General features: G+C 46.7%; 10 protein-coding genes and 1 pseudogene. 3 read left to right on the plus strand and 8 right to left on the minus strand.

The window, feature by feature from the left end; translation table 11 throughout:
* Window positions 1-264: 264 nt before the first annotated feature.
* From QUA25_RS01860 to QUA25_RS01895, 8 genes are all read right to left on the minus strand, one after another.
* A complete protein-coding gene (locus QUA25_RS01860) occupies window positions 265-1,584 on the minus strand; it encodes a hypothetical protein (protein ID WP_333035112.1) in 1,320 nt (439 codons plus the stop codon).
* Between the two features lie 225 nt (window positions 1,585-1,809).
* Window positions 1,810-3,030: an alanine racemase gene (locus tag QUA25_RS01865; RefSeq protein ID WP_333035113.1), complete on the minus strand. Its 1,221-nt coding sequence runs from the start codon at window positions 3,028-3,030 to the stop codon at window positions 1,810-1,812.
* A 118-nt stretch (window positions 3,031-3,148) separates the two neighbouring features.
* Window positions 3,149-4,915: an asparagine synthetase B family protein gene (locus QUA25_RS01870; protein WP_333035114.1), complete on the minus strand. Its 1,767-nt coding sequence runs from the start codon at window positions 4,913-4,915 to the stop codon at window positions 3,149-3,151.
* On the minus strand, window positions 4,916-5,539 hold the full coding sequence (locus tag QUA25_RS01875) for a DUF3859 domain-containing protein (protein ID WP_333035116.1): 624 nt from the start codon (window positions 5,537-5,539) through the stop codon (window positions 4,916-4,918).
* Between the two features lie 251 nt (window positions 5,540-5,790).
* On the minus strand, window positions 5,791-6,507 hold the full coding sequence (locus QUA25_RS01880) for an HAD-IA family hydrolase (RefSeq protein ID WP_333035117.1): 717 nt from the start codon (window positions 6,505-6,507) through the stop codon (window positions 5,791-5,793).
* Window positions 6,508-6,670: 163 nt separating this feature from the next.
* A complete protein-coding gene (locus tag QUA25_RS01885; RefSeq protein WP_333035119.1) occupies window positions 6,671-8,584 on the minus strand; it encodes a S9 family peptidase in 1,914 nt (637 codons plus the stop codon).
* Between the two features lie 213 nt (window positions 8,585-8,797).
* A complete protein-coding gene (locus tag QUA25_RS01890; protein WP_333035121.1) occupies window positions 8,798-8,959 on the minus strand; it encodes a hypothetical protein in 162 nt (53 codons plus the stop codon).
* 3 nt (window positions 8,960-8,962) lie between these two features.
* A complete protein-coding gene (locus QUA25_RS01895; protein ID WP_333035122.1) occupies window positions 8,963-10,156 on the minus strand; it encodes an NAD(P)/FAD-dependent oxidoreductase in 1,194 nt (397 codons plus the stop codon).
* 519 nt (window positions 10,157-10,675) lie between these two features.
* On the opposite strand from QUA25_RS01895, the gene QUA25_RS01900 reads away from it, so the two are divergent.
* The 3 genes and pseudogenes from QUA25_RS01900 to QUA25_RS01910 all read left to right on the plus strand — a co-directional run.
* Window positions 10,676-13,759, plus strand: a complete 3,084-nt coding sequence (locus tag QUA25_RS01900) for a PAS domain S-box protein (protein WP_333035123.1) — start codon at window positions 10,676-10,678, stop codon at window positions 13,757-13,759.
* A gap of 84 nt (window positions 13,760-13,843) precedes the next feature.
* Window positions 13,844-14,266 (plus strand): DCC1-like thiol-disulfide oxidoreductase family protein, encoded by a 423-nt coding sequence (locus QUA25_RS01905; protein WP_333035124.1) that lies wholly within the window; start codon window positions 13,844-13,846, stop codon window positions 14,264-14,266.
* A 96-nt stretch (window positions 14,267-14,362) separates the two neighbouring features.
* A pseudogene (locus tag QUA25_RS01910) lies at window positions 14,363-14,549 on the plus strand (IS701 family transposase); the annotation flags it as partial.
* Between the last annotated feature and the right edge of the window lie 85 nt (window positions 14,550-14,634).

Consider the following 14,634-nt stretch of genomic DNA (forward strand, 5'->3'; position numbering starts at 1 on the left):
AACCAGACGAGAGAAAGTTGAAGGCAAATTTCACACAATTTAAACTCAACTTCCCCCCGTGGGGGGAAATTAAAAAATTTGAAACCTTTACTCACCGAGTTAACCTCAGCTTTTTTGCTCCTCATTTTAAAATCGCTGAAGCCCTTACCAAGATCAGCTTTTTAGGATTTTAACAAAAGAGCGCTAACAATCTTACTCAGACTAAGTTTCAAGACTTTTTAAGCTTATTATTAATAAGTCTAATATAAAGTTTGAAAATACGCCCTAACCAAAACTATCGGAGACAAACACATAGCCGCCGCCATATCCAACATTATCATCCACTAATATTAAGCCCTCGTTACCCTGCGGATCGCCACTCTGAGCAAGTCCATAATTGACCACGCGCAACAACCGCTGCGGCGTAAACGATTCTAATTCCACAAAATTGCCTGCCTCCAGCCATGCTAGTTCTTCTGCTGTTAAACCTTGCCTTACAGCGTCGGGTAATTGACGGGCGGTTTGTGCCATTGTTTGAGATTGCTGCACAAACATATCACGGGTTGCTAAGATTTGACGGGGAGAAATTCCCAAATCAAAAATCGTGACGGCTTGATTCGCAAACCAGTTTGGACTGGTTCGTAATTGATGTAATAAACTAACTCCAGCAGGGTTCGCATCGTGCAGCGCATAGACTTTTAAATCGGCATTACGGCGCAGCATTTCGATGACGGTGTTGAAGATGCTTTGGGGATAGCCACTAATACTAAGAATGGCGCAGTTGTTTTCAAAATGGACGTTGTTGGCAATGAGGAATTGAGCTATTTCGTCACTGTCACAGATAATTGCGCGATCGAAGCTGTAGGCGCTGACTTCGCGATCGATGGTTGCGGGCAAAGCCTCTTGACGAGGTGCAGGCAGCAGTTTTTCTAATGTGCCGTTCACCCTTTGCCAGTCTTGCAGCCATTTATCGCTTTGCGCTTGATTAACGATAAATATTTCACCCGTTATCTGTGGGCGTTTTTTTTGTGAAATGCCGAGCCAGTAGGAAAATAGCCCTAGTGTAATCGCTACGATGTATCCTGAAGAATAATTAAATATTAGGCTTCCTGAAATGCCCAGCACTAAAATAATTACCCCTAAAATCTGGAGATTTTTAGCATTATTTCTTCTGCCGCGAATACCTTGATCGGGAGATTTGCTGTAGTATAAAAATACCCCGATCCAAATCAAATTGTAGAGGGCGAAGGGAATAATAACTGCGAATTGTGACGGAAAAATAGCAGAAGCCCAGTTAATGCCGAAGATGCCCATAAATACGCTATAAAAGAAGTAGAGAAAAAGCCAACTGGTTTCTGGCGCGCGAGATTTAAGCTTTTGGTCAATAAAATACAAAAACTGTTTGTGCGTAAAAAACAACATATTTTGGCTCGAAATATTTTCGATAGCATTTTTGAAAAAGGGATCGGTGAATGCCAACTTTTTATCAGTGACGGTAGTGGGTTCAAACACAAACGGATGTTTGCACTGTTTACAGCGACCTGAGTTGGTGGTACGATCGCTCAAAATGTTGTCGGTATTACACTGGACGCATTTCATTCCCATTTCGGTTACTCCTGATTGATTTAATGGATTTATATCGTTGACGGTTGTTTTGGAAGGGTTTTACCGCAGAGGCCGCAGAGGGCGCAGAGGAAGAGAAGAGAGATAATAAGTAGAAGGAAGAAGGAAGTTCGGCAACGGATTCTGTAACGGATGTAACGGATGTCAGTCCGATGGAAGTCGCAAGAAGGAAGAAACTATGCCCAATGCCCAATACCCAATGCCCTATTAAAATAGTTGCCCGTTTAATAAAATAGAATAGTCTTCTCGCTGTCGAATTAATCGATCGCCCTTAGCATCAATCAACACCTCAGCAGGGCGGGGGCGGTGCAGAAAATGCGACGACATCGCATAGCCGTAAGCCCCGCTATCCAAAATCGCGATCGCATCTCCAATTTTGAGTTTCGGTAGCCAACAGTTGCGCCCCAAATAATCCCGCGAATAAGTCGTGTTGCCGCAAATATCCGTTTCATGTCGCAATACATCGTCGGTTTCCCAAGTTGCGATCGCGCGATAGCCCCCGTGCACCGCAGGCACCGATAGATTTGATACAGTCGTATCCACACCGACAATTTGCCGATAGCCCAACCACTTCACCGACACAACTTTCGCCAGCAAAACGCCACAACCTGCGATCGCCGATCGTCCCGGTTCAATCACCAACTTGATCGGGCGAGATAGCGCACTCAATCGTTCAGTAATCGTCGCACCAAACTCCCGCCAGTCAAACACTGCACCGCCTCGATAGGGATAGCCAAAACCACCGCCAAAATCGAGGGTTTTCCAATCGGGTAACTGTTGGGCGATCGCAATTAGCCGATCGATCGCCTGGGTAAAAGCACTCGTGGCATTCGTTCCTGTCCCCCGATAAAAATGCAATCCGGTAATCCTCAACCCCTGCTGCTGCGCGATTTCGTTGGCTTTCTCGAATTCGGCGGGACGCACTCCAATCCGACTGTCTCCCGTCAATTCCGGTGAGTTGAGGCGCAGTCCGATTTCGGCAGGGATCGATCGCGGTTGACTGCGCGAATATTCGCAAAAATCCTGGAGTTGCGACAGACTATCGAAATTGAATCGATCGATCTTCCATTCAATCAATTGCTGAATATCCGCCCTGTTGAGGTTACTGCCGGTGTAGACAATGCGATCGCTCGTAAAACCCGCTTTCAGTCCCAAAAACACATCCCCCGGTGTATTCGCGTGTAGCCCCCAACCAGCCTGCTGAATCAATTTCAAAAGAGCAATATTGCCGTTGGTGACAGTAGCAAAATGAAACTGAACGTGCGGATAGTCGATCGATCGCGTAATGTGCTCAAGAGTCTGATTGAGGATCTCGGCCTGATACACATATAAAGGCGAACCATAAGTTGACAAAAGTCGCTTGGCTAATGCTTCCGAGAACGGCGGCGAATGTATTTTGGTTTCATTCTGTAGCAAAGATTCAGTCATATAGAAGAAGTTCGGCAACGGATTATTTAACGGATGTAACGGATGTTTGACAACGGATTTTGTAACGGATTTAACGGATGTTTGGAACAGGGAAGATTGTAAAATCAACTGTCAACTGTCAACTGTCAACTGTCAACTGTCTTCGATATTTCCAAATGCGTTGTCCGATCGCCGGTGGCAACCAAAACACATGATCCAGCGATCGCTTAACCGGAATTTCGCCTAAAACCTCGGTTCGCCATGCCTGCCACATCAGCAGCAGCCAGAGATTATTGCCAATATAGCGATCGCGCATCGCAACTCCGAGTTGTCCCGATAACATCGCGTCGGCCAAATCGGGCTGCCAGCAATTTTGCGATCGCAACAGATTCGGATTCAGCCGATCGCCGATCGCAGCCCAAAACTCCCGGTAATACCAAACCTTCAGCGGCACACCCATCCCGCGCTTTTCCCGCCAGACAATTTCCGGCGGCAGCCAGCGTTCAGAGGCTTTTTTGAGGATGTATTTTTCGCACGCACCTTGCAGCAGCAGCTCGCCAGGGAGTTGAAACGTCCACGCTGTGAGGTCGGGGTCGCAAAAGGGCGATCGCACCCACAAACCGCAAGCAAACCCCAATGCCGTTGCCCTCGGCTGAATATTTTGGGCACCTTTGAGCATCAGCGAAGCGCGCCGCAGCCTCGCTAGCAGGGAAGGACAGGTTTTGGGATCGATCGCGTCTTGCAGGTAAACGCTCAAATCGTGAGACTGGATGCGATCGAGCATTTCTGGCGAAAAAATCTGTTTTTCATAACCATAAAATCTCTGAAACGTCCGCAAATACTGCTGTTCAAAAGTTTCTCCTCCGGCGGGATGTTCTGCTGTGTAAACTCCGTGTGCAATCAAAGGCTTGTTTGTCCATCCAGCAAATAGCTGATCGCCATTCTCGCCATTGAATACAACTCGCACGTCTTGCGCCGCCGCCTGTTTGAGCAAAAACAGTGCAGCCGTCGTGCCATCTCCATAGGGTAAATCGAGGGCTTTGGCGGTTGGCCCGATCGCGCGCAAAACTGCATCGCCCGTCGCCGCCACTCGGATCAGCGGAATCCCGAAAAAGTCCGCCACCTGTTGGGCGTAGGGCAGTTCGGAATAAGCTTCGACACCAAAATCGAGGGCATAGGCGCGCACTTGCAACCCCGCTTTCACTAGCAGCGCCGTCACCAGCGAGGAATCAATTCCGCCTGATAGCAAAACGCCCACGGGTTCGTCGATCGGCAAATCAGCCACTTGTCGATCGATCGCCTGTTGCAACAGCCCTTGCAATTGTGCGATCGCCTCATCCTCACGGCGCAGTAATTGGGGCGCTTCTTGCCAAGCCGATTGCAGCGATCTCACTTTCGGCCGATCGTTAACATCGGCTATTTCCCAAATCATCTCGCTTCCGGCTGCTACGGATGCAATTTGCTCGATCGGAGTTAACGGCGCGGGCACGTAGGAAAAGCAAGCATAACTGTGGAGGGCGATCGGGCTAATTTGAGGGGAAGCAATCAGCGGTAGCAGCAATTGCATCCGCGTCGAAAACCAAATCGTTTCTCCCAACTGCATCCAGTAAAGTGGCACTCGCCCAAACGGATCGCGCCCCAGCCGTAGCTGTTCCGCTTCTACCACCGCCCAAGCATCTCCCGGTAAATCGGTTGGCCCAAATCGCCCGCAAGCATTCAGCGTCACTGTGTCAGCCGTGAGTACAGATGCAGAGGCGATCGCCCACTCGGATAATTTGCCCTGCCGAATGCAGTAATCTGGGGCTAAACGGCTGAGCGTTTTTGTGCGTGAAGCGAAGCTATCCCGTAGGGAATCGTCCAGTCCCCAATAGCCGATAAAATGTGAAGGTTTGTCGATCGCACCCATCTATTTCACCGTGAAAGGTTCACTGCTGATGACGCGCCCATCCAGGGACATCCGCACTTCCCATTTGCCTGGGGCGGCAGCAGATCCGAGATCGTAAAAGCAGTAGGTATTCCAAACCGCAGTATCGATCGTGCGAGTTTGATACCTGCCCTGATGCACAGTTTGACCGCTAGAATTAATCCAGTCGCATTGTAAAGACAACTCACGACCGATCGGGGCATTTTGCAACGTCACCTGGTAGTAGATGCGGGGGTTGATTTGACTGTTGACTTGAGTAAGGCTGTCACCGCCCTTTTGAGATAGGGCAATTCGGTCTTCTCCTGCGACAATTTGAGCAGTTTGCTGCTGCTGATTTTGCCCGAACAGCACCCCTATACCGATCGCAGAGATGACAACGGCTGTCGAGGCGATCGCGATCCAACGGTTGCGTCGCTGCTGTTTTTCTAGGACTTCGCGGCGGCGCATTTGGGCGATCGCATCTTCTAAAAGCTCATCAGGAAGATTCAACTCTCGTAAAATTTCTCTTACCTGATCGGGGGCCAATTCTAACTCGCGCTGCTGCGATAACTTGTCAATTTCAGCGACTACCTGTGCTAATTGAGTTTGAGTGAGTCGAGGTTCCATAGAGTTCACGATTAGTATCTGTAATGTTCTTTCCCACTAGAAAGTTAAATATAGCGATCGTCTCTCTCTTCTCAAACTCAGCGCCCTCTGCGCTCTCTGCGGTTAAATTACTCATATTATTCAATAAACGGCTCTCTAAGTCAATTCATAAAAATCATAACCTTAACCTCATAAAATTCATATTTATAGTCCTAGACGCATCGGGACTCATGCAAAACCGGGTTTTTTGTGGGAGTATGTCTAGGACTGACTTATATAAAATCCAGACTAGGAAACTCTTCTACTTGTTGGGAATCAGTTAAATTCAACTTTCCTGAATCTATTTTTTCCTGTTGGCGATTCAACCAAATTGCATTTAATCCGGCATTCTTAGCACCACAATAATCTGCTTTTAAGCTGTCGCCGATATGCAACACATTCTCGGCAATGCAGTTGTGCTTTTGCAAAGCTGCGGTAAAAATTTGAGAATCGGGTTTTGCTGCACCCACTTCGGTGGAAATTGTCACTGATGTGAAATATTCGGATAAATTTAGTGCTTTTAATACTGGATAAATTCGGGAGTCGAAATTGGATACTACTGCCAATTCAATTCCTTGTTGCTGCCATTTATTTAATGCTGGCAATACGTCGGGATAGACGAACCAAGGTTCGGCGGTGGCAAAATGAGCGTAGAGTTCCACAAAGAATGTGGAAAAGTCTGAAAATTGGTGGAAAATGCCTGCTATTTGGAATGCTTTTGCGGAAACTGTGTGCCACCACTCAAATTCTAATTGGGGAATTTTTGCCGCTTCTATCCCTGGAAATGCCATCGGACTTGCTGAGGCGAAGCTTTGGAAAAATGCTGCATTTAACTCTTCACTCTTAACTGTTACTCCAAACCTCTGGGCTATTTGTCCGTATACCTCGCCGACGCTACCGCGAACATCAAATAGTGTACCTGCGGCATCTAGAAAAATAATTTTGGTCATTTGAGAAGAAAAAGGGAAGAGGAAAGAGGACTTATCGCACATCCGGTTGCATCGGAATGATTTAACCACAGAGGACACAGAGAACACAGAGGAAGAGAAGAGAAGAGAAGAGAAAAGAGATTTGAATAATTCCTTCTTTCTTCTTCCTTTTTCCTTCTTCCTTCTAATTAGTTGTTTGCGGATTCACCACACCAGAATGATTGGCAAGGTTGCCTGCAGGTTCAAATCTGCCTCCTAAATATTTGGCTAGGAATTCTTCGGCGATCGCAAAAAAGTGCAGCCGATTTTCTGGCCGCGCAAATCCGTGTCCTTCATCTGTATAAAGCACGTATTCTACAGGTTTGCCGGCTTGCTTCATGGCATTGACAATTTGCTCGCTTTCTGCTAATTTAACTCGCGGGTCGTTAGCGCCTTGGGCGATGAGTAAAGGTTTCTGAATGCGATCGACAAAAGATAAAGGCGAGATCGATTTCAAAAAGTCTGGTTCTGTTTCCAAATTGCCCACGCGGTGATACAGACTTGCTTTTCTCGGTTCCCAGTAAGGGGGAATTGTTTGCAGCAGCGTAATCAAATTGCTTGGCCCGACAATATCGACGGCGCAGGCAAAAACATCGGGACTAAAAGTCAATCCCACTAAGGCAGCATAACCACCGTAGGAACCGCCCATAATCGCAATTTTATCCTGTTGGGCAATTCCTGTTTTTACCAGCCAATTTACACCATCTAGCAAGTCGTCGTGCATCTTAGCCGCCCATTCGCGATTGCCGGCATTGAGGAAGGCTTTGCCGTAACCGGTGGAACCGCGAAAATTGATTTGCAAAACGCCGTAACCTCGGTTTGCCAGCCATTGGGCTTGTGGATTGTAACCCCAGGTATCGCGTGCCCAGGGGCCGCCGTGAACCAGCAAGACTGTCGGTACGGGCGTTGAGACACCAACGGGTTTTGTCAGGTAGCCGTGAATGGTTAAACCATCTCTTGCGGTGTAAGAAATGGGTTCCATTGATGATAGTTGTAGCCCTTCGAGTTTGGGTTGGTTGCTGAACAGAAAGGTGAAAGTTTTGGAAGCGCGATCGTAGGTATAGTAGTAGACTGGGCCGTCGTCTGTCCTGTAAGCAATTAGCCAAGTAGTGTCGGCGAGGTTGCGACTGGTGATGGAGAATTCGCCGGGACGGAATTTGCCGAGATTCTCAAAATCCTCTGCTATGCTTTGATCTAAAATTTGCCACTCTTGCTTGTCTTTGTAGAAGGAAACTGCTTGAATCTCTCGGTTGGTCGGGTGTATCAAAATATCGCCGACATCGTATTCTGGATCAGAGGCGATCAAACTTTCTTGCTTGGTTTCCAAATCGAATGCGATCAAACGTTCGGCGTTAGCATCGTGATCGCCTCGGATGTAGAGAATTTTGCCGTTTTCTGAGAACATGACGGCAGCGCCTTCGTCGTCGGGACCCCAGCTTCGCAGGCTTTCCCAAGACTTGTCCGCAGTTTCCCTCCATAGCAATTCTTTACCGCCGTCGGCAGTTGTGGCTGTGGCCGCCCGCACTTGAAAGTGGGCGTCAGCAGCCCAATTGACGATGTTACCTGGGTTGTCGGTGTCGAGTTCAACTGCACCGTTTTGCAGATTGATGCGGTAAAGATCGTGTTTGCGCCGATCGCTGATGTTCATTTCCACTAAAATTTCATTAGGGAAGTTGCGGTCAAGGGCGATCCGATGAGCTCGAACACCTTGGAATGGTGTCAAGTCGCGAACCTGATTTGACTGGATATTGACTGAGAATAAATGCCATTGTTCATCACCATCAATATCTTGCTGATAAATGAGTTCTTCGCCACTGTAAGTCCAGAAAAAGATGCGGATGCCGCGTTTTTTATCGGCTGTTAGTTGGCGATCGTCTGCTTGACCGACGGTACGCAATTGCACTTGCAAAACGTTCTGTTCATCGGGTGCAATGTAGGCGAGATACTTGCCGTCGGGTGAAAGTTTGGGGCTAGTTTTTTCTGGGTTTCCGAACAGAATTTCCCGCTGAATTAGGGGCGGAACTTCTGTTTTTTGGTGTTGAAATGTTAAATTTTGCATTTTTTATTTGGGCTAAGATTCTCTAGCTGATGCACTCGCCCGCCAGTCCGCCAGTCCGCCAGGGAATGAATTCCACGGGGCTTATAGCTAAAGTCCTCTAAAAGAGGACTGAATAATTCATTAGACATCTCCCAAAATGATGTTTTTGTCCAAATACGGCAAGGCTTCCCAAATTTTATTAGGAGATGTCTATTAGTCCTCTTTTAGAGGACTTCAGCTTTGAGGCAGGGGTTGAAACCCCTGCCGGACTGACGGACTGAGGGAAACAGCCTTAAATTGACAGGCTTTGGACTCTTGGAGTGCCCCTACGGGTATCGATCGATCGGGGGTGTACTTCATAAACGTAGAATCTGCTGTATCTATTTGAAGAAGCATTGATTAGCTTTTAAGCAACTCTTGAATCGGCTTGCTAATCCAATTAAAACCAACTTTTAGCTGATGCTCAAATGTTGGCATCCGATAGAGATAAGCTAAGCGGCGAGCAATGTGGGCTAGTTGTCCGTCGAGTTTAATTCCTAAACCGGCTAGGGTGGCGTTGTCAATTCCTAATGTCATCATTTCTCCTAGCGGCTGATAGCGGAAAGGAAGTAATGGGCGGCCGGTGAGGGAGGCCCAAATGTTCCAGGCGGTGTAGTCAGCTTGCTGGAAGGCTGTTTGGGCTGTTCCGGGGACTTTTTGACCCGTTGCATCGTAACATTCAGCTAAGTCTCCCAAGGCAAATATATCTGGATGGTCGATAATTTGCATCTGCGGATTGACGATTAATTGACCGCGCTGGTTTTGTTTGAGGGGTAGAGATCGTACTGCTTGACTAACTTGAGTTCCTACTGTCCACAGCACTATGTCTACGGGGAGAACATCTAATTGTCCTTTGTAAAGTAAGGATATTGTGTCCGCTTCGATCGCCTCTACTTCTGTTTCTAAGTCGATCCACACTTTCCGTTTTTCTAAAGCTTGGCTGGCGGCTTCGCGGTTAAACTCCGGTGATGTCCGCAGAATCATGTCGCTTTGCTCAACTAACCGCACGCGACCTTTTTCTCCGAGTCGATCGGCTAATTTACAAGCTAATTCTACTCCTGAATAACCGGCGCCGACGATCGCCACCCGAATTTTGTCGTTGTTGCTGGCTTCTAAAAACCGCAGTCTTTCTTCTAAGCGGTAGGCGTCATCGAGAGTGCGAAATGAGTAAGCATATTCAACCGCACCCTTAACCATATCTAGAGGGGTTTTGCCGCCTAAAGCTAAAACCAGGCGATCGCACGGAATTTCTGGCCCGTCGTGCAACTGCACTCGCTTTTCCTCCACATCGATGCCGGAGACAGTGCCTTGACAAAAGCGCACGCCTGTGTTTTCCAAGAGTTCGGCAAACGGGGGGGCAATTTCCCAGGTTTGCAGTTCGCCGGTCAGGAGTTCGTACAGCAGGGGAACGAACAAAAATCGATCGCGGCGGTCAACTAGGACAATTTCGGGTTTTTCGGTTTTGGAGAAGGGTAACTGACTCAAGCGCAGGGCTGTGTAGAGTCCGCCGAAGCCTCCGCCGAGAATACAAATCCGGGGTTGTTGTTGAGTCATGGTGTTTTGTTTGAGGGGCGATCGGTAGCAAGGAAACTTATCTTATTCTAACGAGAGTGAGGGAGTGGGGAAGGGGGAGAGTGGGGGAGTGGGAGAGTTGGAGAGTGGGAAAGTGGGAAAATCTTCGCTCTTTCCCTCGATCCTCAACATCCATTCCTTAAGTCCGTTAAACTCACATCTTGCACCATTCTCACTTAACAGGCTTTCGGGCCTGTTCCACAAAGAATGAATTTCTTGTGCGGTGGGCCCTTCTAGCCCGCTCCTAAAAGGCTTATGGAGAATGGTGGAACATCTCAGTTAAATCCTTTAAATTCGTTAGAAAATTCGTTGGCGAAGTGTTTTCTACATCTCTAGCCTTGATTAGCTCTACCTATTAGCCACCCTCAAGTTTTCTGAATGTTCGCAGAACTAATTTTGTACTATATTAGTTTATAACGAATTGTTACGCAAATTAAATTCACTTTTTATAGGGTCATCTACTCTCACACTTGCCCTCGCACTTACAAGTGAAAAAAAACCATGCAAATTTCTTCCAATTCTTCTAAATTTAAGAACGACGATCACAATAACGAAGACGGCTCATCTTTGTTAAAAAGCGAAGAAAAATATAAAAATTTAGTAGCTAATATTCCCGGTGCTGTCTACCGCTGTACCTGCGAGTATACGGACGCCGGGGAATTAACACGGACAACGGCGTTTTTGAGCGAGGCTGTTCAAGAAATATCAGGCTATCCCTCTTCTGATTTTATCAACGATCGCGTCCGTTCCTTGGCAAGCATTATCCATCCTCTAGACCGCAAAAATGTGGATGCTGTTGTCAAAAAAAGTGTAGAAACCCGAACTCCGTACATCCTTGAATACCGGATTGTCCGGGCTGACGGCGGCATTAGCTGGGTTTACGAAAAAGGCAAAGCTGTTTGCTGCGAGGCGGACGAGGCGAGAGGAAGACAAGAGGCACAAGGGGAAATTGAGGGCTTTTTGTCGGCTGTGGTTTCGCAGGTTTCGCCGATTTCGCCGATCGCAAATTCTCTGTGTCGGGTTGTTTATCTCGACGGAGTGATTTTGGATATTACTGAACGAAAGCGAGCTGAGGAAAAACTGCGAAACACTCAAGATTTTCTCAATGCGGTACTGCAAAATCTACCGATTAGTGTCTTTATTAAAGATGCTGTAGAGCAAAAATTTATTTATTGGAATACTGCTAGCGAAGAATTGTTTGGCTATTCCAGGGATGAAGTGCTCTTAAACAATGCTGCTGACTTGTTGGAGCCAGATCATGCCAATTACTTGCAAGCACAAGATTTAGAAGTGCTGGCAACGAGAAAAGGCGTCGATTTGCCCGAACAAACTATCGAACTTCCGCGCGGGGGAAAGCGGATTTTGCACACAAAAAAAGTTCCTTTGTTTGACGATTCAGGCGCGCCTAAGTACATTCTGGGTATTGCTGAAGATATTACGGAAAGAAAAAAAAATGAAACCGAATTGTCGCGCTTAGCCATTGTGGCTCAAAAAACGCAAAATGGTGTGATTATTACTGATGCTCAAGGCTGCATTGAATGGGTGAATGAAGGATTTACTCGCATTAGTGGTTATGTGCTGGCAGAAATGCAGGGAAAAAAACCAGGTGATGTACTGCAAGGCCCTGAAACAGACCCGCTAACTATTGCTCAACTGCGATCGGCTTTGTCTGCGGGGGTGCCGTTTAATCAGGAAATCTACAATTACAAAAAGAATGGAAGGGGTTATTGGGTGGCGCTTTCAATCGCCCCCATTTATCAAGAAAATGGTGAACTCGAAGGTTTTATTGCGGTGCAAACTGATATTACGGATCGCAAGCAAGCAGAGGCAACCGTCAGGGAAAGCGAGAGTTATTACCGCTGCATTGTCGAGACGGCTTCGGAGGGCGTTTGGATGTTTGACAGCGAAAGTATCACGACTTTTGCTAACTCTCGGATGGCCGAAATGCTGGGGTATACTGTGGAGGAAATGCTGGGGCGATCGCTATTTGAGTTTATGGACTGCGAATCTAGGGAAATAGCAGAAAGTTACGTCCAGCGCAGGCGGGAAGGCATTCGCGAACGCCACGATTTTAAGTTTACTCGCAAAGACGGATCTCACTTGTGGGCGATTGTGTCGGCGACGCCGATGTTCGACGCTGAGGGCGAATTTTCCGGGGTTTTACGAATGATTACCGATATTAGCGATCGCAAACAAGCCGAAGCAGAATTGCGCCAAACTCTCAAAGAGTTGGAATTTGAAAAATTTGCTTTGGATCAATCGGCGATTGTCTCTAATACCGACGAATTTGGCTCCATTACCTATGTCAACGATCAATTTTGCGAACTATTTAAATATTCCCGAGAAGAATTGATCGGCAAAACCCACAGACTTGTTAATTCGGGTTATCACCCAGCCGATTTTTTTAAGCAGCTTTGGTCAACCATCCGCCAGGGAAAGGTTTGGCGGGGAGAAATGAAAAATCAAGCTAAAGACGGTACATTATTCTGGTTGGATACTACGATTGTACCTTGCTTAAATACCAGCGGAGAACCTCATCAATATGTAGCAATTCGCAAAGATATTACCAAGCGCAAACACGCCGAAGAAGCGGTGCAGCTTTCCGAAAGTCAATTGAGGGCTAAAAATCTAGAATTGGCAAAAGCCCTACGGGACGTGCATAAAACTCAAAGCATGATGGTTCAAAATGAAAAAATGGTAAGTTTGGGGCAATTAGTCGCTGGCGTAGCTCACGAAATAAACAATCCAGTTAGCTTTATTTACGGCAACGTCATGCACGCTGACGATTACTTTAAAGACTTGCTAAAAATGCTGCAACTTTACCAGCAGGAATACCCGAACCCAACACCGGCAATTCAACAAGAGATAGATGATGTAGATTTAAATTTTCTGCTCAAAGATTTGCCTAACCTGTTGAATTCTATGAAAATGGGAGCCGAGCGAATTCGCCAAATTGTGCTGTCCTTAAAGAATTTTTCGCGATTAGATGAAGCCGAACAAAAGCAGGTGGATATTCACGAAGGGATTGAAAGCACTTTGTTGATTTTGCAGCACAGGTTGAAAGAAACGGCAGGGCGTCCTAAAATTGTGCTCCTCAAAGAGTTCGGCAATTTGCCCCGCGTACAGTGTTATGCAGGACAGTTGAATCAGGTTTTTATGAATATTATTGGGAATGCAATTGATGCTTTGGAAGAGGCAATGGAGACTGGACACTGGGCAGAGGGACAACTGGCGCCTATTCCTTATTGTCCTTCGCCGACGCTGCGGATTTGTACGGATGTAAAATATGAACAGGATGCTTTGATGCAGGCAGAGTCTGCTGTTTCTGATGATTCAAGGCGGCATCCTTCTCATATTGTGATTCGGATTGCTGACAACGGGCCGGGGATTCCGATAGATGTTCACAAAAGGCTGTTCGATCCGTTTTTTACTACGAAAGAACCTGGTAAAGGTACTGGTTTGGGGCTGTCTATCAGCTATCAAATTGTGGTGGAAAAACACGGCGGGCTGCTTAAGTGCGATTCTGCACCGGGTCAAGGCACGGAATTTGCGATCGAGATTCCTGTAAAAAAAATAGTTAGTTAGGTAGGTGCGCCCCTACGCACCCTACAGCTAGTAAGTAAGGTGCAATTCCTGCAATAATTCATCCCCCATTTAGGAAGTTATCAAATGAATTACAACGTAATTTACGACGGCAATTGCAATCTGTGCGTTACCTTGGTACAGTTACTAGAAACCTTAGACCAAGGGCAGCGGTTTGAGTATATTCCCATGCAAGATTTAGAGCAATTAAATCGCTTTGGGATTACGTCTCAAGACTGCGAAATGGGGATGATTTTGATAGATGGCAACACCCCGGAACGGCGCTGGCAGGGCAGCGATGCGGCGGAGGAAATCGGGCGGATACTTCCTGCTGGGGAGGTGTTTGTGGCGGCTTACCGGGCAATGCCGGGGATGAAGGGGATGGGCGATCGTGTGTACGAACAAGTCCGCGATAACCGCTATACTTTGTTTGGCAAGCGATCGACTACTTACAAATCTGTTTATCCAGTTGGTTGTAAGTCGATCGACAATTGCGATAATAGGGACTAATACCAAATCCAGCTTATTTCTAGGAGTTACGCATTGACAGAATAACAAAATACTGAATTGATAAATATAGGTTCTCTACTTTCTAGGTATCGAACAATCAGAGAAATCACTAAATCATCCATAGCGCAATGCAATCTAGACCTATACACCTTATTTTTACTGTCAGAGCCAAAGTTGGGAGGTTGTAGCAGGTTATCAGAAATATTGGGAGACGTTTCACATTCAGGGTGTAAATCGCTTTTTATTGAGAAAGCGATATGAACCGAAAGATTTATTCAAGATCAGAAGTGTTGAATGATAGGAAAAGATTGCTAAAATTGGCCCAACAATGTATAATTGCAGAGTTATAAATTATTAATAATTAACTG

It is taken from the genome of Microcoleus sp. Pol17C6 (genome assembly GCF_036701145.1).
In the GTDB taxonomy this organism is placed as follows: Bacteria; Cyanobacteriota; Cyanobacteriia; order Cyanobacteriales; family Microcoleaceae; genus Microcoleus.

What these genes read in the sequence shown, in the direction of transcription:
- QUA25_RS01880 (WP_333035117.1), bottom strand. Translation starts at nt 6,507, where the DNA reads ATGACCAAAATTATTTTTCTAGATGCCGCAGGTACACTATTTGATGTT.
- QUA25_RS01900 (WP_333035123.1), top strand. Translation starts at nt 10,676, where the DNA reads ATGCAAATTTCTTCCAATTCTTCTAAATTTAAGAACGACGATCACAAT.
- QUA25_RS01905 (WP_333035124.1), top strand. Translation starts at nt 13,844, where the DNA reads ATGAATTACAACGTAATTTACGACGGCAATTGCAATCTGTGCGTTACC.
- QUA25_RS01890 (WP_333035121.1), bottom strand. Translation starts at nt 8,959, where the DNA reads ATGCTTCTTCAAATAGATACAGCAGATTCTACGTTTATGAAGTACACC.
- QUA25_RS01860 (WP_333035112.1), bottom strand. Translation starts at nt 1,584, where the DNA reads ATGGGAATGAAATGCGTCCAGTGTAATACCGACAACATTTTGAGCGAT.
- QUA25_RS01870 (WP_333035114.1), bottom strand. Translation starts at nt 4,915, where the DNA reads ATGGGTGCGATCGACAAACCTTCACATTTTATCGGCTATTGGGGACTG.
- QUA25_RS01885 (WP_333035119.1), bottom strand. Translation starts at nt 8,584, where the DNA reads ATGCAAAATTTAACATTTCAACACCAAAAAACAGAAGTTCCGCCCCTA.
- QUA25_RS01865 (WP_333035113.1), bottom strand. Translation starts at nt 3,030, where the DNA reads ATGACTGAATCTTTGCTACAGAATGAAACCAAAATACATTCGCCGCCG.
- QUA25_RS01895 (WP_333035122.1), bottom strand. Translation starts at nt 10,156, where the DNA reads ATGACTCAACAACAACCCCGGATTTGTATTCTCGGCGGAGGCTTCGGC.
- QUA25_RS01875 (WP_333035116.1), bottom strand. Translation starts at nt 5,539, where the DNA reads ATGGAACCTCGACTCACTCAAACTCAATTAGCACAGGTAGTCGCTGAA.